General features: G+C 49.4%; 20 protein-coding genes. 16 read left to right on the plus strand and 4 right to left on the minus strand.

Going from position 1 to position 23,818, the window contains the following annotated elements:
• Positions 1–51 precede the first annotated feature (51 nt).
• The 6 genes from IM638_08795 to IM638_08820 all read left to right on the plus strand — a co-directional run bounded on the left by IM638_08795 (position 52) and on the right by IM638_08820 (position 9,221).
• Positions 52–1,272 carry an alanine dehydrogenase gene (locus tag IM638_08795; GenBank protein MCA6363123.1) on the plus strand — a complete coding sequence of 407 codons (1,221 nt, stop codon included), beginning with the start codon at positions 52–54 and terminating at the stop codon, positions 1,270–1,272.
• On the plus strand, positions 1,272–1,676 hold the full coding sequence (locus IM638_08800; protein MCA6363124.1) for a hypothetical protein: 405 nt from the start codon (positions 1,272–1,274) through the stop codon (positions 1,674–1,676). The genes IM638_08795 and IM638_08800 overlap by 1 nt, the downstream gene beginning before the upstream one ends.
• Positions 1,677–1,866: 190 nt before the next feature.
• Complete coding sequence (locus IM638_08805; protein ID MCA6363125.1) at positions 1,867–4,011, plus strand: T9SS type A sorting domain-containing protein; 2,145 nt, start codon at positions 1,867–1,869, stop codon at positions 4,009–4,011.
• Positions 4,012–4,308: 297 nt separating this feature from the next.
• Positions 4,309–7,410 (plus strand): M4 family metallopeptidase, encoded by a 3,102-nt coding sequence (locus IM638_08810; protein ID MCA6363126.1) that lies wholly within the window; start codon positions 4,309–4,311, stop codon positions 7,408–7,410.
• A gap of 99 nt (positions 7,411–7,509) precedes the next feature.
• Positions 7,510–7,677 (plus strand): hypothetical protein, encoded by a 168-nt coding sequence (locus IM638_08815; GenBank protein ID MCA6363127.1) that lies wholly within the window; start codon positions 7,510–7,512, stop codon positions 7,675–7,677.
• Between the two features lie 59 nt (positions 7,678–7,736).
• A complete protein-coding gene (locus tag IM638_08820; protein MCA6363128.1) occupies positions 7,737–9,221 on the plus strand; it encodes an aminotransferase class V-fold PLP-dependent enzyme in 1,485 nt (494 codons plus the stop codon).
• A gap of 49 nt (positions 9,222–9,270) precedes the next feature.
• Here the strand turns inward: IM638_08820 and IM638_08825 are convergent, their stop codons facing one another.
• On the minus strand, positions 9,271–10,437 hold the full coding sequence (locus IM638_08825; protein ID MCA6363129.1) for a proline dehydrogenase family protein: 1,167 nt from the start codon (positions 10,435–10,437) through the stop codon (positions 9,271–9,273).
• A 168-nt stretch (positions 10,438–10,605) separates the two neighbouring features.
• On the opposite strand from IM638_08825, the gene aroB reads away from it, so the two are divergent.
• Positions 10,606–11,682 (plus strand): 3-dehydroquinate synthase, encoded by a 1,077-nt coding sequence (gene aroB, locus IM638_08830; GenBank protein MCA6363130.1) that lies wholly within the window; start codon positions 10,606–10,608, stop codon positions 11,680–11,682.
• Positions 11,683–11,705: 23 nt separating this feature from the next.
• Positions 11,706–12,947, plus strand: coding sequence for a 3-phosphoshikimate 1-carboxyvinyltransferase (locus IM638_08835; protein ID MCA6363131.1), 1,242 nt, complete (start codon positions 11,706–11,708; stop codon positions 12,945–12,947).
• A 2-nt stretch (positions 12,948–12,949) separates the two neighbouring features.
• On the opposite strand, the gene IM638_08840 is transcribed toward IM638_08835, so the two are convergent.
• Positions 12,950–13,651 carry a response regulator transcription factor gene (locus IM638_08840; protein ID MCA6363132.1) on the minus strand — a complete coding sequence of 234 codons (702 nt, stop codon included), beginning with the start codon at positions 13,649–13,651 and terminating at the stop codon, positions 12,950–12,952.
• A gap of 341 nt (positions 13,652–13,992) precedes the next feature.
• Here IM638_08840 and IM638_08845 point away from each other — a divergent pair, with 341 nt between their 5' ends.
• From IM638_08845 to IM638_08870, 6 genes are all read left to right on the plus strand, one after another.
• Positions 13,993–14,709 (plus strand): TetR/AcrR family transcriptional regulator, encoded by a 717-nt coding sequence (locus tag IM638_08845; protein ID MCA6363133.1) that lies wholly within the window; start codon positions 13,993–13,995, stop codon positions 14,707–14,709.
• A gap of 506 nt (positions 14,710–15,215) precedes the next feature.
• Complete coding sequence (locus tag IM638_08850; GenBank protein ID MCA6363134.1) at positions 15,216–16,919, plus strand: ATP-binding cassette domain-containing protein; 1,704 nt, start codon at positions 15,216–15,218, stop codon at positions 16,917–16,919.
• A gap of 9 nt (positions 16,920–16,928) precedes the next feature.
• Positions 16,929–18,320: a biotin/lipoyl-binding protein gene (locus tag IM638_08855; protein MCA6363135.1), complete on the plus strand. Its 1,392-nt coding sequence runs from the start codon at positions 16,929–16,931 to the stop codon at positions 18,318–18,320.
• A complete protein-coding gene (locus IM638_08860; protein ID MCA6363136.1) occupies positions 18,286–19,812 on the plus strand; it encodes a TolC family protein in 1,527 nt (508 codons plus the stop codon). Before IM638_08855 ends, IM638_08860 begins: the two co-directional genes overlap by 35 nt.
• A 232-nt stretch (positions 19,813–20,044) precedes the next feature.
• Positions 20,045–20,389 (plus strand): MGMT family protein, encoded by a 345-nt coding sequence (locus IM638_08865; GenBank protein ID MCA6363137.1) that lies wholly within the window; start codon positions 20,045–20,047, stop codon positions 20,387–20,389.
• A 1-nt stretch (position 20,390) separates the two neighbouring features.
• Positions 20,391–20,948 carry a DNA-3-methyladenine glycosylase I gene (locus IM638_08870; GenBank protein ID MCA6363138.1) on the plus strand — a complete coding sequence of 186 codons (558 nt, stop codon included), beginning with the start codon at positions 20,391–20,393 and terminating at the stop codon, positions 20,946–20,948.
• Between the two features lie 6 nt (positions 20,949–20,954).
• Here IM638_08870 and IM638_08875 read toward each other — a convergent pair whose 3' ends face one another.
• On the minus strand, positions 20,955–21,791 hold the full coding sequence (locus tag IM638_08875; protein ID MCA6363139.1) for an alpha/beta fold hydrolase: 837 nt from the start codon (positions 21,789–21,791) through the stop codon (positions 20,955–20,957).
• A gap of 9 nt (positions 21,792–21,800) precedes the next feature.
• The gene (locus IM638_08880; GenBank protein ID MCA6363140.1) at positions 21,801–22,373 is read right to left on the minus strand and encodes a hypothetical protein; all 573 of its coding nucleotides are present in this window, start codon (positions 22,371–22,373) and stop codon (positions 21,801–21,803) included.
• 13 nt (positions 22,374–22,386) lie between these two features.
• Here IM638_08880 and IM638_08885 point away from each other — a divergent pair, with 13 nt between their 5' ends.
• On the plus strand, positions 22,387–23,472 hold the full coding sequence (locus IM638_08885) for an Mrp/NBP35 family ATP-binding protein (protein ID MCA6363141.1): 1,086 nt from the start codon (positions 22,387–22,389) through the stop codon (positions 23,470–23,472).
• A 37-nt stretch (positions 23,473–23,509) separates the two neighbouring features.
• Positions 23,510–23,782 carry a NifU family protein gene (locus IM638_08890; protein MCA6363142.1) on the plus strand — a complete coding sequence of 91 codons (273 nt, stop codon included), beginning with the start codon at positions 23,510–23,512 and terminating at the stop codon, positions 23,780–23,782.
• The last annotated feature ends 36 nt before the right edge of the window (positions 23,783–23,818 follow it).

Raw genomic sequence — 23,818 nt, forward strand, 5'->3', positions numbered from 1 at the left:
TGAGACAGGCCTACCGGCCTGTAACACACACCTGCTGTTGAACACACCCGTATGAAAACTTCGCGCGATGTGCTTTTGTCGCTCACCAAGGGCGCACTGATGCCTCAGGAAGAAATGCTGGAAGTAGCCCGCAAGAAGGGCAGTTTGCGCATTGGCATTCCAAAAGAAATTACTTTTCAGGAAAACCGCGTTTCGCTGGTGCCCGATGATGCGGGACTGCTGGTGAACCAGGGGCACGAAGTAATGGTGGAAACCGGTGCCGGCAAAAACGCCAACTTTCAGGATAACGATTACAGCGAACACGGTGCCCGCATTGCCTACACCACTGAAGAGCTGTACAAGAACTGCGAGATCATTCTCAAAGTAGCGCCGCCTTCGCTGGAAGAAATTGAGCTGATGCAGCCCAAGCAAATACTTTTCTCTACCCTGCAGCTGCCCGCACAGCCTGAGAACTTTGTGCGCAAGCTGATGGACAAAAAAGTGACGGCCATTGCTTACGAGTGGATAAAAGACGAAGACGGTGTGTTTCCGGTAATCCGCTCAATGGGCGAAATTGCAGGCGGCACCTCCATACTTATTGCGGCCGAGCTGCTGAGCAACGTAAACAACGGCCAGGGCTCCATACTTGGCGGCATTGCCGGTGTGGCGCCTACCGAAGTAGTGATTCTGGGCGCAGGCACCGTAGGCGAATATGCCGCACGGGCCGCACTCGGACTGGGCGCTACGGTAAAGGTATTCGACAGTTCGGTATATCGCCTGCGCCGTTTGCAGAATGTACTGGGCACACGCATTTTCACTTCAACCGTACAGCCCAAAGTACTGGCCAAGCATCTGAAAACTGCCGACGTAGCCATTGGTGCCATACGTGCATCGGGCGGGCGCACACCCTGTATTGTGACGGAAGAAATGGTGCAGGACATGAAAACCGGTTCGGTGATTGTGGATGTGAGCATAGACCAGGGCGGCTGTTTCGAAACATCGCGCGTAACAAATCATACCAGTCCGGTTTTCCGCAAGCATGGTGTGGTGCATTACTGCGTGCCCAACATTGCATCGCGCGTGGCGCGCACTGCATCCTACGCACTGAGCACAATCTTCACGCCTATTCTCCAGAACATTGGCGACGAGGGCGGGCTGGGCAATATGCTGCGCCACAGTTCGGGTGTGCGCAACGGGGTGTATTTCTACAACGGCATTCTCACCAATAAATACCTCGGCGAATTGTTCAATCTCCCGTCGAAAGACATTGACCTGCTTGTAGCTGCCCTCTGATGAACCGAATGACCTGGAAACGCCGCATTATGCTCTATGGCTTTGGCTTCGGGCTGGGCGTACTGATTTTATACGTTGCCTACGGCGATAAAATTCTCGACGGCTGGACACCGGCCAGCCGTGTACGCACACTGCTGGTAAATGCAAAAACATTCAGCACCGACAGCACCGCACTCTGCAAATTAGGCTGCGAAGGTGTTACCCTTGATCAGCTCAAAGCAGCCATTCCACAAGCGGAGGTTGATCTTTCACGCAGCAAACCACAGCAGGAACCTTGTCATGAATACCTGCTTACCTGTCCGGTAAACGGAAAATTTGTAGATGCCTATTTTTCCGCCTGCATGAAAGACTCTACCGTGAAACTGCTGAAAGTGTTTCCAACCGGCGAGTGTAACTGCAACTGATCCTTCCCTTGGCATTTCGTATCATAGAAACTGATGAATAAACCCGTTCATCAGTACGGTTATTATCTGCCGTAAACAAATTTACAGTTAACCCCACCGAATCTACATTACATCCCGGCGAATTTACATTTAGTACACACACGCGGTTGTGCTGCACGTATTTTGGCGGCTCACCAACTCATTATTTTCCATGAAAGCAACAAAAACGCTAAAATCGCTTTCGCTGCTGCTGGCCGGTTTGTTTACGGCCGGATATGCAGATGCGCAATGTACCACGTATGATTTCAGCAGTTCGGCAGGCTGGACGCAAGTAAATACGGGAGTAGCTATCAGTTCAACACAGGTTACATTTAGCGGAGCTGCATCAGGTTACTTGCCCCGTTTTGTGTACAACAATTCAATTCCGGTATTAAGTGACAACAGCTGGACATGTGAATTTGACTTCAGGATTGATGCGGGATCGGTTGGCCCTTGCGCCACACTGATTGGATTTACCGAAGCTGGATCGCCGATGATAAATATTGGCGGCCGAAGACTTATTCCCAATGGAAATCCGCCCAATATTGAATTTGCCAACATTACTACAATTGCTGTTTATCTGACAAGATCACCCATCGCATCCACAAACAGTGCGGATTGGTATATTACTGCCGGGGGAAAATTAAGAACGGGAGCATACGGCTATTCCACCACAAGCAGCGTTACATCTACTGCATCAGGAAACATAAATCTTCCTGCAGGCGCGCAGGGAGTCACTTTTTATGCACGGCTGCAAAGGCTAAGCCCCACCCAAGGTAAGCTCAGTTTATTTTCTGATGCCGCACGTACTGTATCTATTGGCAGTTCCTGTTTTGCAATTAATGCCGCAATTACCGGGTTGTCTTCCATGCAAATCGGCAATCTCCCATTAAATGGCGTTACTACCAATCTTACCTATGGTAAAGTGGATAACATTTCTATCTGCAACCTTAATCCTACACTAACGGGGCCTCCTGTACTTTGCTACAACACATCGGGTATTTATAAACTTTCAAACGGAAACAGCACAGTAACATTAAACTGCGGTTTTACGGGTTCTACCGGATTCAGCTGGTCGGCGCCAGCGGGGTCTTTTTTGAGCAATGGTGTACCGGGAGCCTGTTTCACGTCGGCAACCGGCAACGGTTCGCAAAACGGAGTTTCGCCGGGCGGCAGTGGCGCCATCACTTGTAATGTAGATTATGGATGTGCTACTGTTACTTACAGCCGAAATGTAACAGTAGAAGTTGCGCCCACCGCAGCATTTACCACCACCACCCCTTACTGCTCGAATGAGGCAATACTTGTTAACGGAAGTTCTGCAACCAACGAAACCAGTCACCAGTGGAGTCTTGCGCCTTGTACCTCGGCGGGTGTACTTACCGGTTCGTGGAATAGTTTGGGGAATACACCGGGAACGGCGGGCAATGCGAATCTCACCTCTTTGCTGCCAGCATTTTTCCCTTGCCCGGCCTATTATAAAATCCGACTTGTAGCGAACAACAATTGCGGATCGGCAATCAGCGAACAGGTAATTATGGTGAGTTGCCTGCCAAACGTAATTGCCGGCACAAACACCTCGCTTTGTCCGGGCGGTTGTACGGGTCTGACTTCTTCGGGCGCTACTGCTTACAGCTGGTCGCCGGCAGCCGGATTAAGCAGCACAAGTGTTTCGAATCCCACTGCCTGTCCTGCTTCAACAACTGTATATACGGTGACTGGTTCTGCTCCGGGCTGCCCTTCTGATGCTGCAAGTGTTACGGTAACGGTGAGTACGCTGAGTGTAAATGCCGGAGCCGATCATGCAATGTGCTGCAACGGACTTTACACAATGGCTCCCACAGTAAGCGGAGGCACTGCGCCTTACACCTACAACTGGTCACCGGCCACAGGACTTACCTGTTCGCATGGCGGCACACATACGGCCACCAGTTGCCCGGCACCCTGGGTACGTCATTGCACATCGGTAAACTATGTACTGACCGTTACGGATGCTGCGGGATGTTCAGTTACCGATCAGATTACGGTAAGCACATTCCCCTGCCGCATGGAGGGAGAAGCCGAAGAAACCGCGCTTTCCGGCGAATCAATTTCAGTATATCCCAACCCGGCATCCGATGAAATTCAGGTAGCCGTTAGCAATCAGGTTGCAGAACTGATTGAAATAACTGATCTCACCGGGCGGGTGGTGTTGAAAACCAAACCCCAAAACAGCCTTACGCTGCTTAATATTGCCGAATTGCCGCAAGGGGCTTATCTGATAAAGATTTATACCCGCTCGCACACCGAAACGCGCGAAATCATTATACATCGTTAACAAAACCCAGTAATCCAGAGGCCGGCAAAATACCGGCCTCTTTTTTTCTGCATATGACATCTATTTCAGACAACGCAATTCACTGTAAATTGATAGTTATTTCATAGATAAAGGAGCATGTTTCAGTCAAATCCTCCACAAAAACCAAAATCTCCGGTTATTCGTTCATCTTTATTGTGAGCTCAGGTCAAATACCATAAAAACCTAGTAATTGCGTATGGAATTTGCGTGCTGTACTCCCTATATTAGTAACGCTTTAATTACCTGACCAACACACCAATACCACACCAGTCCACAATGAAGAAATTTCGTTTACTAGGTACGTTGCTGTTTACAGCTTCGGCCGCGCTCAATGCGCAGTCACAACAGGAGTTTTCCGGTGCACAGGCTTCTAAAATCTGTCCGGGAAGTTCCTATGTGGTTATAAACCGCCAGTCGCAGGTGCCTTCTTTTGTTCGTTTTGCGGATGATGCAAAATATACCGGCACCGAGATTTTTACTGTTTTGAAGCCTGTGCTTCAGCTGCGCAGCGAAGACACCTGGCAACAGTACCGCACTGAGCGCGATGCCCTTGGTTTTACCCACACCCGTTATCAGCAGTACCTGAATGGCGTGAAGGTAAAAGGAGGTGAATATCTTGTACACGAACGCAACGGCCGTGTAGAATCAGTAAACGGCATGTTTTTCGATCACCTGAGTGTGTCAACCACGCCGGTTATTGATGCAGGACTTGCGCTGAGCCGTGCGCTTTCACACATTGGTGCACAACGCTACAAATGGGAAATGCCCGAAGAGGAAGCCCTGCTTAAGCAATTGAATAAAAATGCCAACGCCACCTATTATCCGATGGGTGAACTGATGGTGACTGCTGCTCGCGGTGATATTTACACACGCGATATGCGTTTAGTATGGGCATTTGACGTTTATGCCGATGCGCCGCTGAGCCGTCGCTACATATACGTGGATGCCACAAGCGGCGAAATTGTGCATGAAATTGACCGCATTTGTCACGCCGATGTGAATGCTACGGCAAACACCCGTTACAGCGGCAATCAGCCGATTGTGTGCGATCAGGTTTCGGCCAGCTCTTACCGTTTGCGTGAAGCAGGCCGCGGCCAGGGTGTAATTACACTCGACATGAACAACGGCACCAACTACGGCAGCGCCACTGATTTTACAAGCACCACCACCACATGGACAAGCACAGTTGACAATGTGGCTTATGATGCACACTGGGGTGCCGAAGAAACCTACGATTACTACACCTCGCAGCACAACCGTAATGGTATTGACAACAATGGCTTTGCCATGTACTCGTATGTGCATTACAGCACCAATTACAACAATGCGTTCTGGGACGGCCAGCGCATGACTTATGGCGACGGCAGTCAATCGCCGGGTGGTTTTAACCCGCTCACCAGCCTTGATGTATGCGGCCACGAGTTTACGCACGGCGTTACGGAGTACAGCGCAAACCTTGATTATTCCTACGAGTCAGGCGCACTCAACGAATCATTCTCTGATATTTTTGGAACAGCCATTGAGTTTTACGCCAAGCCCGCTTCGGCCAACTTCCTCATGGGCGAAGAAATAAGCGTGCCTGCCGGCACACCGCTGCGCAGCATGAGCAACCCGAACCAGTATGGCGATCCCGACTGCTACAACGGCACGAACTACTACACCGGCAGCGCCGATAATGGAGGCGTACACACCAACAGCGGTGTACAAAACTACTGGTACTACCTGCTTTGTCAGGGAGGCAGCGGCACCAACGACCTGAACAATGCATTTAATGTAACCGGCCAGGGTATCACCAAAGCTTCGGCCATTGCATTCCGCAACCTTACGGTGTATCTCATCAACACTTCACAATATGCCGATGCCCGCACCTACGCGATACAGTCGGCTCAGGATCTTTACGGTGCATGCACCCCCGAAGTAACGGCTACTGCAAATGCCTGGTATGCCTGCGGCGTGGGTGGTCCGTATTCAGCCGTGGCTGCGGCTTCTTTCAGTGCTGATTTGACGGCTTCCTGTACTGTGCCTGCTGTGGTAAACTTTACCAACACCAGCACAAACATCAGCAATGCCGTATGGAACTTTGGCGATAACAACACCAGCACACAGTTCAGTCCTACACACACCTACACACAGCCCGGCACCTATACCGTACAGCTCATTGGCAGCGGCGCCTGTGGCACCGATACGATTCTGCAAACAAATTACATCAGCATCAATCCGCCAGCGGCACCCGCAGCCACACCAGCCTCCCGCTGCGATCCGGGCACGGTTACACTTGGCGCCAGCGGCCCCGGCACATTGTATTGGTTTGCTCAGCCCACAGGCGGCACATCACTTGCACAGGGCAACACCTTTACCACACCGGTAATCAGCACCACCACCAATTACTATGTGCAGGCACAAACGGCACAAGCTCCGGGCAATGCCGGCCCTGCCAACAACAATTTCGGCACCGGCGGCCAGCATAACAACACCTCTACACAGTACCTTGAATTTACCGTTTACCAGCCCTGTACACTTTCTACAGCCGTGGTAAATGCAGGGGCTGCGGGTAACCGCACATTCACGTTGTGGGACAATACCGGCAACCAGCTTCAGCAGGTTACAGTGGCCGTTCCGGCTTCAGGTGTACAAACCGTAAACGTGAACCTGCCCCTCACTCCCGGCAGCTACCGCATTGGCGGCACGCAAATGAATCTTTACCGAAACAATGCGGGAGCCAGCTATCCCTACACGCTGAATAATGTACTCAGCATCACAGGCTCATCAGCAGGTTCGGCATTTTATTATTACCTCTATAACTGGACACTCACCCTGCCCGATTGCATTGGCCCCCGCGTGCCGGTTACGGCCACCATTGGCAATCCCGCCGTGCAATACTCTGCCGCAGCGTATGACACAACCTGCCTCTCTCTCTCTGCTTTCGCGCTTAGCGGCGGCCAGCCCGCAGGCGGCACATACAGCGGCCCGGGTGTAACCAATAATATGTTTGACCCGATGGCGGCAGGCATTGGCACACACACGCTCACATACACCTATATCGACCAGAGCAACTGTAGCACTTCAGTTACCAGCAATGTACTTGTGGAAGTATGTACAGGACTTGCTTCAACAGCAACCGGCGGACTTGTGGTGAATGTAATGCCCAACCCGTTCAGCAGCGATCCGATGCTGGAAATCAGCGGTACCGAAAGCGGTGAAGAAACTGTAATTACAATTACCGACGTAGCCGGACGCACCGTTTTTTCTCAGCGCATAGCTTCTGCTGAAGGACAACGCATACAACTCCCGGCGGCAGCATGGTCGCAGGGCATCTATCTGATCCAGGTACAGAACGGCAGCCACAGGCACATTCAACGTATTATTAAGCAACACTAAGCTGCATTACAAAAAACTCCGGCGCAATAAATTATTGCGCCGGAGTTTTTTTTGCGCTAAACGCTGAAATCATCTGCTGGCTTTGTAAACGGAAAACCAATGAATGAAGCTGCTTTACAGGAGAAGAACAGAAGCAGGATAAAGACAAAAGGAACGGAAAAGGAGAATAAAATTCTGCCTGAGAAGATTGGCGGGGTGGCAGGCTGGCGCTCCCCAAAAAATAAAAATAGTGTGGTTTTGAATATTTTTCTACTTTTATTCGGCTAAACACACTCAACAACCAACAAACGGATGCCACAACCGTTGTTGACCTCAATAGTGGACACATGAATACTTCTTCCCATTTTCTGCCTTACAGGCAAAATATTATTGGTATAGACCAAACCTTCGTTTCTCCCTGTGGTAAGGTTTTACCGATTGTGTATGCCGACTGGATTGCCAGCGGCCGGATGTATGCACCTATTGAAAAACGAATGCGCGAAGAAATTTTGCCATTTGTAGCCAATACGCATACTGAAGCCAATGCAACAGGCACGGCCATGACACATGCTTACCACAAAGCACGCGAAGTAATTCGTGCACATGTAAATGCCGCCGAAGAAGATATACTCATTATTGCCGGCAGCGGAATGACCGGTGCGGTGAATAAGCTGCAGCGTATTCTGGGCATGCGTGTGCATGAACAATATGCGCCGTTAATCAAACTGAATGATGATGAGCGGCCGGTGGTATTTATTACACACATGGAGCATCATTCAAACCAGACAAGCTGGCTTGAGACGATTGCCGAAGTGGTTATCATTCCACCCACAGACAACGGTCTTGTGAATCCCGATGCATTGGGTGAGCTATTGAAAAAATACGCATCACGCAAGCTGAAAATAGCAGCCATTACGGCCTGTTCCAATGTAACCGGAATTATTACGCCCTATCAGGAAATTGCCCGTCAGATACATGCCGCAGGTGGTTACTGCTTTGTAGATTTTGCCTGTTCGGCACCTTATGTAAATATAGATATGCACCCCGAAGAGGATGGTGCACATCTTGATGCGATTTATTTTTCGCCACATAAGTTTTTGGGTGGACCCGGCACCAGCGGTGTGCTTATCTTCAACAAAAAACTCTACAAAAACCACGTACCTGACCATCCCGGAGGCGGCACGGTTACATGGACCAACCCCTGGGGCACAAGGCTCTATCACGATTCGATTGAAGAGCGTGAAGACGGTGGCACACCTGCTTTTCTGCAAACCATACGAACAGCACTCTGCATCAAGCTAAAGGAAGAAATGGGCACCGAAAACATTCTTGCCCGCGAGCATGAGCTGGTTGATTTCTTCTGGAACAGGCTCGGCAGTATCCCTAATCTTCACTTCCTTGCTCCACAGCATGCCGACCGGCTTGGCGTACTTTCATTTTATATTGACGGGCTTAATTTCAACCACGGCGTAAAACTGCTGAATGATAAATTCGGCATACAGGTGCGTGGAGGCTGTGCCTGCGCTGCCACCTACGGGCACTTCCTGTTTGATGTAAACAAACAACAGTCAGACTCAATTATGAGCATGGTGACACACGGCGACTTTTCTCAGAAGCCGGGCTGGATACGACTTTCCGTACACCCCACCATGACCAACGAAGAGGCGGAATATATTGCCTCAAGCATTTCACAACTGGCGCAAAACCATGCACAATGGCTGCTTGAATACGAGATCGACCTTGCGCATCAGCGTATAGCGCCGAGACAACTTGCCAAAGGTGCAGACATGAAGGAGAAGATGGAAGAGTTGCTGAATATGCCTCTCGCGTAAACAAAAGATGTACACATGTAAATAAGGGAATAACCTCACGGGTATTCCCTTATTTGTTTTTGCGCCGTTCCTTTTCTTTGATAATCAGGCTGAGCTCGCGGCCGGTCTGGCCTTTTACGCTTGTATTTTCCTGAGCACGGCGGATGAGGTAGGGCAACACATCGCGCACAGGCCCGTAGGGAACATATTTTGCTACATTGTATCCGGCATGCGAGAGGTTGAAACTGATGTGATCACTCATGCCAAGAAGCTGCGAAAAGAACACATGGCGATGATTGTGCGGAATATTCTTTCCGTGAAGCAAAGCAGCAAGCTGGCGCGAACTGTTTTCATTGTGTGTACCTGCGCAAAGCGCCACACGATCAATATGCTCAATACAGAAGCGCACGGCAAGGTCGTAGTCGCGGTCGCTGTTTTCTTTTGTATCCTGAATGGGAGAAGCATAGCCCATTTGCGAAGCCCGTGCACGTTCTTTCTCCATATAGGCTCCGCGCACAAGTTTTGCGCCAATGAAATAGCCTTTTTCTGAGGCTTTCCGATGCGATGCTTTGAGAAAATCCAGACGATCTTTGCGGTAAAGCTGGAATGTATTGTAAACGATAGCTTCCTGCTTGTTGCAAAGCTCCATCATATCATCGGCCAGATCGTCAATGGCTTGTTGAATCCAGCTTTCCTCGGCATCAATAAAAATCGGTTTGTGCGCATCGCGGGCAGTGGTGCATATTTTTTCTACACGTTTATGTACCCGCTGCCATTCGGCGGCTTCATCTTCAGAGAGTGTTTGGCCGGCACTTACTTTCTCAAGCAAGGCAAACCTGGCAAGGCCCGTTACTTTGAATACACAAAAAGGAATATTCGCATCGTTCCGGGCGCGGTTAACCGTGGCAATAATTTCTTCTGCACCATGATCAAAATCGGTTTCCGACTCTTTCCCTTCAACCGAATAATCGAGAATGGTGCCCACTTTGTACTTACCCAGTTCGGCAACAGTACGGCTGCATTCTTCAATGTTTTCACCACCTACAAACTGTTTGAAGATAGTGGCCTTGATAATTCCTTTAACCGGAAGCCGGAAATTGATTGCAAACGTAGCAAGGGCTTTGCCAATATTTACAAAAACAGGGCTGCCAATCATACGGAACAGCCAGTAAGAGCGACGCAGATCAGCATCCGATTTACCGGAAAATGCCACTGCTGTATTGTCGAATGAAATCATGCAGCTTGTCTTGGAGCTGGGCAAAAATAACGGTTTTCACCGGGCCATAAACTTATCTTTCGTGCAGTTTTTACGATTTATGCCTCTTTGGCCGCAAAACTTCAACAGAACCTGATCATAGGCACAACCAAACAGCCCTGAAATGCATCTATTATGTAATTTTGCACCGTGAATCAAATCAACAGCATCCCCCCTCCCGTAATCGGCTCAGAAACCGCATACGAATCGCTTGACGCTTTCCTTTCGGCAAATTCATTCTCCCGTATTTTTATTGTGGTGGATGAAAACACACTCAGCAATTGCCTGCCCCGGCTCATGCACGAAACAGCCAATCTGGAAGGTGCCGAAATTATTGAGCTTGAAAGCGGTGAAGCAAACAAAGACATTGAAGTGTGCACGCAGGTGTGGCGCGTATTGGGCGAACTGGGTGCCGACCGGAAAAGCCTGATCGTGAATCTGGGCGGCGGTGTAATTACTGATCTGGGCGGTTTTGTGGCCGCCACATATAAACGCGGCATTGCGTTTGTAAATGTTCCCACCACACTGCTGGCCATGATTGATGCGGCCTGTGGAGGAAAAACCGGAATTGATCTGGATGGTTTGAAAAACGAAGTGGGTGTGTTTGCGCATGCCCGGGGCGTATTTATTGATCCGCATTTTTTGCACACACTGCCCAAACGCGAACTGCTATCGGGTTTTGCAGAGGCATTCAAGCATGCACTTATTGCCGATGCAGCATACTGGCAGCTGCTTTGCACTACTGATCCGGCCAATGCCGAACACTGGGAAGAAATTATTGCCCGTTCAGTTGCAATTAAACAGGCCGTAACTGACGCCGATCCGTTTGAGAAAGACCTGCGCCGTGTGCTGAATTTCGGCCATACCGTGGGGCATGCGCTCGAAACGTTTTTTCTTGAACAATCACAAAGTACATTGCTCCACGGCGAAGCCGTGGCAGCGGGCATGATTTGCGAAACATTGCTTTCCGTGAAATACGCAGGTCTGGATGCGTTGCAGGCTGCCGAAATAACGGCACAAATTGCGCAACGCTTCCCGCATGTACATTTTGACGCCTCTGCTACCGACAGGCTGGTGGAACTTATGCGCCACGATAAAAAAAATGAAGACGGCAGCATCAGGCTTTCCCTACTCACTGCAATTGGAAAACCAGTTTGCGGCATCGAAGTAAACGCGGCTGATTTAATTGCCGCAATGAACCAATACCGCACAGATTTCGTAATATAGCACAGCCGTTTTGCGGCATAATTATGAAGTTCGTCACCCTGCGCCATCCTACAGGCATCCTTCAAGGTACAGTTGAGTTGCCGCTTTCAAAAAGCGAATGTAACCGCCTGCTCATTATCAGCGCGCTATTGGGCAACAACTGCGATACTTTGCCTGTGAGTGAGGCTGAAGATTCGCAAACCCTTCAACAACTCATACTTCAGTCGAAACAGGAAAACAGCAGTGATGTATATGATGTAGGTGCAGCAGGAACGACCATGCGTTTTCTCACGGCCCTGTTTTCTATTACGCCCGGTGTGCGCATACTTACCGGCTCTGAGCGTATGAAGGAAAGGCCCATTGGCGAACTGGTAAATGCGCTGAGGCAACTGGGGGCTGAAATTGAATACATTGACCGGGAAGGCTATGCCCCGCTCAGGATTACCGGAAAAAAACTCAGTGGCGGCGAAGTGATGATGAGCGGCAATGTAAGCAGTCAGTTTGTGACTGCACTCCTGCTTATCGCGCCAGTATTTCACAACGGGCTTGTGATCCGGTTCACCAGCGAGGTTGTTTCGGTGCCTTACATCAATATGACCATGCGTTTGATGGAACGGTATGGCGCAGCGGCACTCTGGCACGATGACGTGCTTTCAGTAAGTCCGCAGGCCTATTCGACCGAAGATACGCAGGTGGTTATTGAACGCGACTGGAGCGCAGCTGCGCCTTGGTTTGCAATGGCGGCGCTGGCCCGGGAGGCTGATCTGGTACTGGCTGGTTTACACGAAAACAGCCTGCAGGGCGATCGTGTGCTGGCGGATCTTGCACCTTTCTGGGGGCTCTCGGCCACTTTTGAAAACGGCGGCCTGCGCCTGCGTAAAGCTGGCAGTCACTGCCTGAATTTTGCATTTGATTTTGAAGACTGTCCCGACATTGCCCAGTCGGTTTCGGTAATTGCTGCCGGACTTCGTATGCCCACGCTGCTCAACGGACTGCAAACACTTCGCATTAAGGAAACTGACCGCATTGCCGCACTCCAGACCGAACTCGGCAAACTCAACATCCGCACCACCGCAAACAACATCAGCCTAGAAATTACAGAAACCTCGCCCCTGCCAGCTTCTGTAGCCATAGATACCTATAAGGATCATCGTATGGCAATGTCGTTTGCACCGCTTGCCCTGCGGATGAACGGACTAAGGATAAACGATCCCGATGTGGTTCGAAAGTCGTATCCCGGTTTCTGGGAAGAGCTGAAAAAAACAGGCTTTGAAATTGGCACCTGAAATCAGGCCGCATCAAATGCGTAACCGATTCCCTTGATGGTTTTGATATACTGATCGCCCACTTTTTCGCGGAGTTTGCGGATGTGCACATCAATGGTGCGGTTTTTCTCGCCAAACTCACCACCCCATATTTCACGATAAATTTCCTGGCGGGTATAAACCTTGCGCGGTGTGGCAAGCAGCAAAGCAAGCAGCTCAAACTCCTTACGCGCCAGCATAATTTCCTGCTGATCGCGGAATACCAGATAACGTTCGCGGTCCAGCACTAATGAGCCGCTTACAATTTTCCCCTGCCGTTCGGTGCCTCGGTGACGTTTCAGCAATGCACCAATACGTGCCAGGAGTACCGACGATTTTACCGGCTTGAGCAGATAATCATCAGCTCCGGCTTCGAATGCGGCAATCTGCGTATAATCTTCGTTACGTGAGGTATAAAAAGCAACAAGTACACGGTTAAGCCCCGGCTGTTGACGAAGTTCATGACACACTTCAATACCATCTGTGCCATTTAACGATACTTCCAGCAAAATCAAATGGGGCATAAACTTCGTAACCTGCTCAAGCACCTCCTGACCCGATGAAACCGTCTTCACTTCATAACCAGCCATTTCAGTAGCTGACTTCAACACCTGAAGCATATCCCGATCACTGTCGGCAATTAATAAACGAAAAAAATCACGACCTGCAGAAGGAGACAATTGCATGCCGGCGAAATTAGATGTGCAGCCTGTGGTGATTGTTAATGGTGTATTAAGTTATTGTTTACACCCGGCGGCATTATTATTACCTGTGTAAACTTTTCACCGGCCCAACAGCGCATGTTCATCTAACAGTCAGGATTTACCACTTATTAATCTGGCTTTAACTCAACTCAAAAATCACAATAAACTCATTTTCAGCACCTTAAAACTACTTTAATTTGCTTTAATAACCATTTAATCAATAATAGTAAAACTATTATACTTGTTGGTTGTTCTTTTGTAGTGAAATAATAATCAAGGTGGCAAAAAAACAAACATCAGTCGGGGTAAACCCTAATGGTAAAATGCACGACAACTTTTGTCCGCAATTGCCCTTTGTGCGAATTGTGGTTGACAACAGGTTGTATTTACGTGATCCGCAGGAAACAGAACTGGGCCGCAGGCTGTTATCAGATGCGGTAGAAATGCTGAATGAACTGGGGCTGGAAGCGTTTACATTTTCAAAACTGGCCCGCACCAGCAATTCTACCGAAGCCTCGGTGTATCGTTATTTCCACAACAAGCACGAATTACTTGGTTATCTGGTAGCCTGGTACTGGGCGTGGCTCGACTATAAAGTGAGCTTTAAAACCAACAACATTACGCAAAGCACAAAGCAGCTTGAGCTGACCTTGCAGGTGCTGGCGGGCAGTACGGATACAGGGGCTATGACCCCCTGGATAAATGAAAAACTACTTCAGCGGCTTGTGGTGGAAGAATGGGGAAAACTGCAACTTGCCGGCGAACATACATCGGCCCGTGCCTACGCGCATCAGGAAGTATTTACCAAACGCATTGCCGATTATATTCATGCTGTAAATCCATTGTACCCCTACCCGCGTGCGCTGGCCGGTCTGCTCATACAGCAGGCTCATCAGCAACGGTGGTATGCCGAACATTTTCCGCAGTTTACAGAAGTGAGGCTGAACGATTCTGAAAACAAATCATTAACCGGCCTGCTCGAACACATTCTTTATAGCTGTATCACACACAAAGCCTCTAAAGCACAACACGCAAAATGACCACACCAGAACTAATCCGTTCAACCCTGTCTGTTATACTTCGTGCCTACGACCTTCAACCCGAAGATTATCTGCTGCGCGATACGGAGGTTGTGTTTACCGGCGAACGGCTTTCGAAACCCGAATCATTTCTGGATGCTTTTGTACAGATAGCCAAAAGAAACGAACTTGTTATTCTGCGCGACGAAGTTGCTGAAGATGAATTTATGACACAGTTCAACTCGGCATACTACCCTGCCCTGTTTATCTGCGAAGTAAATGAAGCCATTACACCTGTGGTAGTTGCCCACGACAAAAAGGGCAATCCGGTAATGCACATCGTTCACCAGGATACGGTTGAGCAGAAGCCTTTTCATTCATTTGCCGATTTCCCTGGAAAGCTGCATCGGGTTATGCGCGATGGCAGTTCGTGCGCTGTAGTAAGCACCTGCTACCCGAACAAACCGCTGTTCAGTGAGTATGATGAAAACGGACAAACGCTTGAAACGCCGGTGCGCTGGGAACTTATGCGTCGCTTTGGCCGTTTGGTACGCTATGAACGCCGCGAAATCTGGTACATCATTATCTATGCGGTAATTGTAGGCCTTATCGGTCTTACACTTCCCCTGGGTGTACAAACCATTATCGGTTTTGTATCGAGCGGGCGTATCGCCACATCGGTAATTGTACTCATTGTGGTTATTGTGCTGGCATTGCTTATCGGCGGCGGGCTTCAGATTATGCAGCTGTATCTTGCCGAACATATTCAGCGGCGCATATTCACAAAAACCGCTTTTGAGTTTGCCTTCCGCATTCCGCGTGTGCGCATTGAATCGGTACTTAAAGATTACCCGCCCGAACTGGTAAACCGCTTTTTTGATATTGTTACTCTGCAAAAAGGCTTAGCCACTCTTTTACTTGAGTTTTCGGGGGCGGTGCTGCAAATCATTTTTGGTCTGCTGCTGCTTTCGCTTTACAACTCGGTGTTCATTACACTTGGCGTAGTGCTTATCTTCTGCCTGTTCCTCATTTTGCGCTTCACAGGCCCGCGCGGTTTGGAAACCAGCATCAAGGAATCGAAATACAAATACCGTATCGCCAACTGGCTCGAAGAACTTGCACGCGGACTCAGCACCTTTAAACTTGCAGGTGAAACCAACCTGTCGATGGAACGCACCGATGGTTTGGTAACACATTATCTCGCCGCCCGGAAAAAACACTTCAAGGTACTGGTTACTCAATATGTAAGTTTTGTGCTTTTCAAAACGCTTATTACAGGTGGTTTGCTGGTAGCGGGTTGCATTCTTATTGTAACAAAGCAGATAAACATTGGTCAGTTTGTAGCATCCGAAATTGTGATCATTCTTATCATGGCTGCGGTGGAAAAAATAATTCTCAAACTGGATACGGTTTATGATGTACTAACAAGCATTGACAAAATTGCACATGTAACTGATTTGCCCATCGACAAAACAGGTCATATCCGAATGCCGGGTCAGGACACGAACAAGGGCATCAGTATTCAGGTTCAGGATTTGTATTATCGTTTCCCAGACCGAGCAAGACCTGTGTTGAATCAGCTTTCGTTTAAAATTAATGCCAGTGAGCGGATCTGTATATCAGGACATAATGGTTCGGGAAAAACTTCGCTTGTAAATATTATGCTGGGCTTGCTGAACTCATGGAACGGCGTGATTACTTATGACGGCATACCGTTGCGGGATCTCGACCGCGAAAGTTTGCTTGCACAGGTAGGCGATTATGTGGCTCAGGAAGAATTGTTTGATGGCTCCGTGCTTGAAAACATTACGCTGGGCCGCCATCAGGTAATGCTTCCCGATGTAATTGAGGCTATAAACATTGCCGGCCTTACCGAGTGGCTGCATACATTACCCGAAGGCCTGAGCACACGCCTTGTGGGAGGAAACCAGCGTGTACCCGGCAGTGTGATGCGCAAAATAATTCTTGCACGAAGCATTTGTTCCAATCCACGTCTTTTGCTGCTCGACGATTTTCTGCTTGGCGTGGAGCGCAGTGAAAAAGAAAGAGTACTCAATCATTTATTCAGCATGAACAGAACCTGGACTGTGATATTTATTTCCAACGATCCGTTTATCATGCAAAAATGCGAACGTATTCTGCTGCTCAACAATGGCAGTCTGAGCGTAGAAGGAAGCTGGGAAAACCTCAGCAGCAATAGCGAACTGCAATCACTTCTTTATATAAAATAAGCTACGGAAATGGCACAACAACACGATGATATTGGAGAAAGCCTGATTCAACGCAAACGTTTTCAGGCGGTGGCCATGGTGCGTAACCCACGTTTGAGTAAACGTGTGGCACAGTGGTGCGTGGGTATTTTAATTGTACTCATACTTTGCATGTTTCTGCCATGGACGCAGAACATAGGTTCTTACGGAAAAATTACTTCGTATGCGCCACAGGATCGTCCGCAGGAATTACAAAGCGTTATTGCCGGTCAGATTGCCCAGTGGTATGTGCGGGAAGGGCAGTTTGTGAAGAAAGGTGATACGATTGTGCGACTGACTGAGGTAAAAGAAAAATTTCTTGACACGAATCTTGTAAAGCGTCTGGCCGAACAAATTACTGCCAAGCAGGGCTCGCGCGAGTCGTATGCGCAAAAAGTAGGTGCCTTGGCTACACAAATCCGTGCACTGCAATCGGCCCAGCAGTTGAGTACACAAAAAGCGCAAAACAAAATGCGGCAGGCCCGTTTAAAAGTAATTAGCGACAGCACCGATGTAATTGCTGCATTTGCAGACTATGAAATTGCTGTGGTGCAGCAACGCCGGGCCGATTCGCTTTTCAAGAGAGACCTCATTTCACTAACCGATCTTGAGCGGCGCCGGCTGAAAGTGCAGGAAACACAGGCCAAACGCATCTCGGCCGAAAACAAACTGCTCATCAGCCGCAACGAACAACTGAACGCACAAATTGAACTTGGCTCCATTGAGGCGGAGTATCTCGATAAAATTTCGAAAGCCGAATCGGAACTCAACACTGCACTCTCATCGGAGTACGAAGCCCAGGGCGAAATCTCGAAACTTAATGTGGAATACCGGAGTATGCAGCTGCGACAAGGCTTCTATGCAGTGATGGCACCGCAAGACGGCTATCTGGTGCAGGTGAAAAAGCAAGGTATGGGCGAAACGGTAAAGGAAGGCGATGTAATTGCCACCATTATGCCTGCCAACGCACAACTGGCTATTGAGCTTTACGTGCAACCAATGGATATTCCGCTGCTTGCTAAAGGCCGGAAAGTACGTTTGCAGTTCGACGGATGGCCGGCACTGGTGTTTAACGGATGGCCCAATTACAGTTTCGGTACCTTTGGCGGTGTGGTGGCGGTGATTGATAATATCGACACCAAAGGTCAGTATCGTATCCTTGTTATTCCTGACCCGGAAGACGATCCCTGGCCCAAACAACTGCGCGTGGGTTCGGGTGTATATGGCTGGGCCATGCTGAAAGACGTACCGGTATGGTATGAACTCTGGCGGCAGATGAATGGCTTCCCACCCGACTACATGGGCGACCTGAAAGAGGAAGCAGATAAAGATTACAAAAAAGCCAAAGATGCAGCCACTAAAAATGATGATGCCAAAGAGTAATTCATATCTCGTAGCAAAAAAATCGCCCAAACGCTGGTTTTTTCGTGTGGCCGGTGTGCTCGCTGCGGCAATAATTGTGTACAGTACACACACACCTGCTGCTTATGCACAACAAAGCAATGCCCCCGCAGCCGACAGCATGAAAGCCGGTATAATGATGCTGCGCGATTTTTATGCATTGCTCGCAAACCGCCACCCGGTAGTAAAGCAAGCCGCCACATTCAGCGAAGCTGCCAAAGCCGAACTCCGCATGTCGAGAGGGATGCTTGATCCGAAGCTATCCTCTACGCTGGGCGAAAAAGAACTTACCTCTTCGCGCTACTACACCATGTGGGACAATACACTGAAAGCACCCACATGGGTTGGCGTGGATCTGAAAGCCGGGTTCGAATCAAACACCGGGCAATATGTGTCTTCCGATATCCGCACCCCTTCGTCGGGCCTTTGGTATGCGGGCATTAGTGTGCCGCTCGGCCAGGGATTGATTATTGATGAACGCCGGAATGTAATTAAGCAGGCACAGTTGCTCCCCATGCTCGCCGAAGCCGATCAGCTTAAAATGGTGAACAAACTGCTGTTGCAGGCTACCAAAGATTACTGGGACTGGTACTTTGCATGGAACCGCCTGCAATTGCTCGAACAAGGCTATACGCTGGCATTCAATCGCTTTAAAGCAGTACAATCACGTGCGCTGTTTGGTGATTTGCCTGTGATTGATACCGTGGAAGCATTAATTGCCGTGCAGGACCGCGACAACCAGCGCATACAGGCACTGGCTGATTACAACAACGCCATGCTCAAAGTATCCAATCACCTCTGGAGTGAAGATGGCACACCGCTTGAACTTACACCACAAGTATTGCCCGCCGCCGAAGGCACACAAATAAGCGGACTTCCTGTTGACAGCCTGAATAACCTTGTGATGAGTGCACAAATGCGTCACCCCGAAATTGTGAAGCTCGATGTAAAAACCAGTCAGCTTGCCATTGAGCGCCGTTATCAGGCCGATAAGCTGAAGCCGAAACTCAACTTCGAATACAACATGCTGGCAAAGGAAGCCACCGGGTTTGGCATGGCGGTAACTGATCAGTATTATGCCAACAACTACAAATATGGCATTACGTTCAGCTATTCGCTTTTTTTGCGACAGGAGCGCGGCAAACTGGCTCTTACCGAAATCAAACAGCAGCAGGTAGCCTATGAAAAACAGCAAATGCAACGCGACATTACTACCGAGATCAATCAGGTGTACAACAACTGGCTCGCATTGGAACAACAGTTGCGTTTACAGGAACAACAGGTGCGCAATGCAGAGTTGCTGCGCGATGGTGAACAACGGCGGTTTGATGCGGGAGAAAGCTCGTTCTTCCTCGTAAATACACGCGAAACTGCTCTTATCAACGCACAAATAAAGTACTACGAAACGCAGGCCAAATACGCCAAAACAAAAGCCGAAATGTATTGGGCTGCCGGGCGACTGCTTGCAGCATAAGTAACATAAAACAGTTGCGTTTTTTCACAAATGGGAGGGAGTCGTTTGCGGCTGTTCGAGAAATGAACAAACCGGGGCTAATAAGTTTTTAAGCGTTAAAATGCCCGTCGTTTCTGTATTTCGGTATCAAGCTAAATGAAATACAGAAAATGGATAGTACAAGGCTGCCCGTTGTTTCGTATTTTAAGAGTGGAAACGACGAAACAACCTCACCTGTTTATCCGGCTGCCGCATGAAAACCAAAAACCACGACGACTTTTTTTATATGGTTTATGAAGTGGTCCGCCTCGTTCCGTTTGGCCGCGTAACCACTTACGGAGCCATTGCCAACTATCTCGGTGTAAAAGGTTCTTCGCGCATGGTGGGCTGGGCCATGAACAGTTCGCACAGCCACCACTCGCCCGTACCGGCGCACCGTGTGGTAAACCGGCAGGGCTTGCTTACCGGCAAACATCATTTCAGCCATCCCAACCTGATGCAGGAACTCCTAGAAAATGAAGGTGTGGTGGTGCAAAACGATCAGGTGATTCATTTCAAAAAACTGTTCTGGGATCCTTCCGAAGAATTGAAACTCTGACATGGCTGCTACCTACTGTGATTTTGTAAAAACGCTGGATCCCAGTTCCGGTAACCCGCACATTCATTATCATAATCACGAATATGGTTTTCCGCTGCCCGATGATGATGCTCTTTTCGGGCGTCTGATTCTTGAAATCAATCAGGCCGGTTTGTCGTGGACAACGATATTAAACAAGAAAGAAAATTTTGAAAAAGCCTACCACAACTTCAGCATAGCACGTATTGCAAAATATGGCGAGAAAGACCGGCAGCGTTTACTTAACGATGCCGGAATTATCCGCAACCGGCTGAAGATTGATGCCGCCATACACAACGCCAATGTGGTGTTGCAGCTTCAGAAAGAACATGGTTCGTTTAAGAATTGGATTGACCTTCATCACCCGAAAACAAAAGAGGAATGGGTGAAAATTTTTAAGAAAACCTTCCGGTTTACGGGTGGTGAAATTGTAAATGAATTTCTGATGAGTACCGGATATCTTTCCGGCGCGCATACTGAAAACTGTGCGGTGTTTAAACACGTGGCTGCAAAAAAACCTGCGTGGATGCGCAAAAAGTAATTGAACTCAGAGACTGAGTTCGGCAATAGCGCGATTAATTACCTCTTCATTCCACAACATGCGGTAATGCCCTACATCCTGTAGTGGTATCAGTTTCAGCTCCGGCCAGGAAGCTGCAACCTTTTCTGCACTCCTGAACGGAATCTGTGAGTCGTTGCGATCATGCAGCAATACAGCCTGCGGCACGTTGATTAAAGAAATATCGTGGCTTACCTGAAGCTCGTTTACTTTGTGATGGAAATTGGCTTCAAAAAAACGATACACGCGCTCGCGCTGGCTGGCTTTGAGTTTAAGCAGGTCGTAGAACTCTTCAAACGTATCCGGCAAACTATCGGGTGTGCTGAGTAATGCAAGCTTTTTTACCTGATGCGGTACACGCGCAAGTGTATAAACTGCAGTGGCACTTCCGAACGAATGCGAAATTACCACCGAAATTTCAGGAAAACGCGCAAGCATTTCGCCGGCTGCTTTGGAATAGGCAAAAAGTGTGGAGCGTTTCCCTTCGCTGGCTCCGTGTGCAGGCGCATCAAACGCCATGCAGGTGTATCCCTTTGCCACCAGTGCCTGCGCCACACCACCCATATTGCCCGACTGCCCTTCCCAGCCATGCATAAGCAGCACAGCGGGCGCGCCGTTGCCCCAGGTGTAGGTGCGTATGCGTTTACCATCAACCTCCATATCAGCAGCCCTGGCTTGTGAAAGCGCCTCCGTTTCACGTTCACGCGATTTGCGTACACGCGGCGTGGCAAAAAGCATCAGCACACGAAATGCCGCCTTGTCTGGTACAATGAAGAAGAGAAACTGAATCCAGGCCCTGTAAAAAGCCAGCATGGTTTGCGACATGCCGCAAAGTTACGACCAATATACATCCATCCGAAACCACGCAGCAAACTGTACGGGCACACCATACTCGCAATGATATTCCTCGCGCGGCTTTAGTTTAGCCGATTTCTGTGCAAAGCCCGGCGGAGGTGCCAGCAGGCTGTAACGATCAGTGTAACCAAAATGGCGGATGAGTTGCCAGCGGCCGTTCACTTTTTTGAAAAATGCGTAACCGATTTGCGTAACGCTTTGTTTGCCGCGCATCACTTTGCGCACATCAGCCACAAAGGCTAATGGTGTATTGCGGAGTTTAGCTACTTCAAGCGTATCGGTGCGGGCAGCCGTGCGCAGGGTTAAAATTTTAGGTGCGCGGAAAACCACCGAATCGCCGTCGAGATAAATTTTATCAAAACTCAGGTGAATGGTGTATTGCTTCTGTGCCACAGCCTGCGCGGAAAGCAGCAGAAGCAAAATGCCTGTGGCGAAAAAACGGAAACGGTTATGCATGGTTTGCTGACAACGATCAGGATTAAAGATAGCAGCAAACCGCAATATTCGTTCCACACACAACCACCATTCGGCAAGGGCTGCGTATTTTTGCATAAAATTCAGCTTTATGGCCATTACCAAAGAACAGGTTATTGATGCGCTCCGCAATGTGGACGATCCGGACCTGAAGAAAGATATAGTAACACTGGGCATGTTGCAGGATGTGGTAGTAAACGGTAATGATGTATCATTTACCGTAGTGCTCACCACGCCGGCCTGCCCCATGAAAGACATGATACAACGCGCCTGCGAAAATGCGGTGAAGTATTATGTAAGCAAGGATGCCAATGTAAACGTACACATGACCGCCAACACCAGCAGCCGCCGCAACGGCCCTGTGCTGCCGGGCGTGCGCAACATCATTGCCGTTTCGTCGGGCAAGGGCGGTGTGGGCAAATCAACAATTGCCTCCAACCTTGCGGCCGGACTGGCCATGCAGGGCGCAAAAGTGGGGCTGATTGATGCTGATATTTACGGCCCCTCGGCACACATTATGTTTGATGTGATGCACGAACAGCCCAAGCTTACCAATGTAAACGGACACCAGCTCATGGTGCCGGTTGAAAGCTACGGTGTGAAAATCCTGTCAATCGGCTTTTTCTCCGATGTAAATCAGGCTGTGGCCTGGCGCGGGCCGATGGCTACAAAAGCCCTTAACCAGCTCATCAATGATGCCGACTGGGGCGAGCTCGACTACCTGATTGTGGACCTTCCGCCCGGCACCGGCGATATACACCTCTCGCTGGTGAGTTCGCTGCCGCTTACCGGCGCCATTGTGGTGAGCACCCCGCAAAATGTGGCGCTGGCCGATGCGCAGAAAGGCATTGCCATGTTCCGCATGCCCACGGTAAATGTACCTGTGCTGGGCATTGTGGAAAATATGGCCTGGTTTACGCCTGCCGAGCTTCCTGAAAACAAATACTACATTTTCGGACAGGGCGGTGCGGTGGCACTGGCCGAAAAAATGGACATTCCGCTGCTCGGTCAGATTCCGCTTGTACAAAGCATTTGCGAGGCCGGCGATGTAGGCCGCCCTGCTGTGTTGCAGCAAACCACGCCACAGGCACAGGCTTTGCTCGAAATGGCAGGAAACGTGGTACGGCAGGTGGCCATGATTAATGCAAACACCGCCAGAACCGAAGCCGTAAGCTGATTTTTCGTACTTTTGCACCACATTTCACAGAATAGCCATGTCGCTCACTCAGCCTGCCGAACTTGTAGCCCGTATTGAAGATGCGCTTCAGCAACTGCGCCCTTTCCTTCAAACCGATGGCGGAGATGTTCGCCTTGTGGAAGTTACCGAAGACAATATCGTGCGGCTTGAACTCGAAGGAGCCTGCCGCTCATGTTCCATGAACATGATGACCTTTAAAGCCGGTATCGAAGAGGCCGTGCGCCGCGCAGCGCCCGAAGTGAAAGCCGTGGAAGCTGTTAACCTGAATACCGCTGCCGCACAAAACTAAGCCTTGGGCGGCCTCGTAAATATGCTGCCGGAATAT

This window comes from Bacteroidota bacterium (assembly GCA_020402865.1).
In the GTDB taxonomy this organism is placed as follows: Bacteria; Bacteroidota; Bacteroidia; order Palsa-965; family Palsa-965.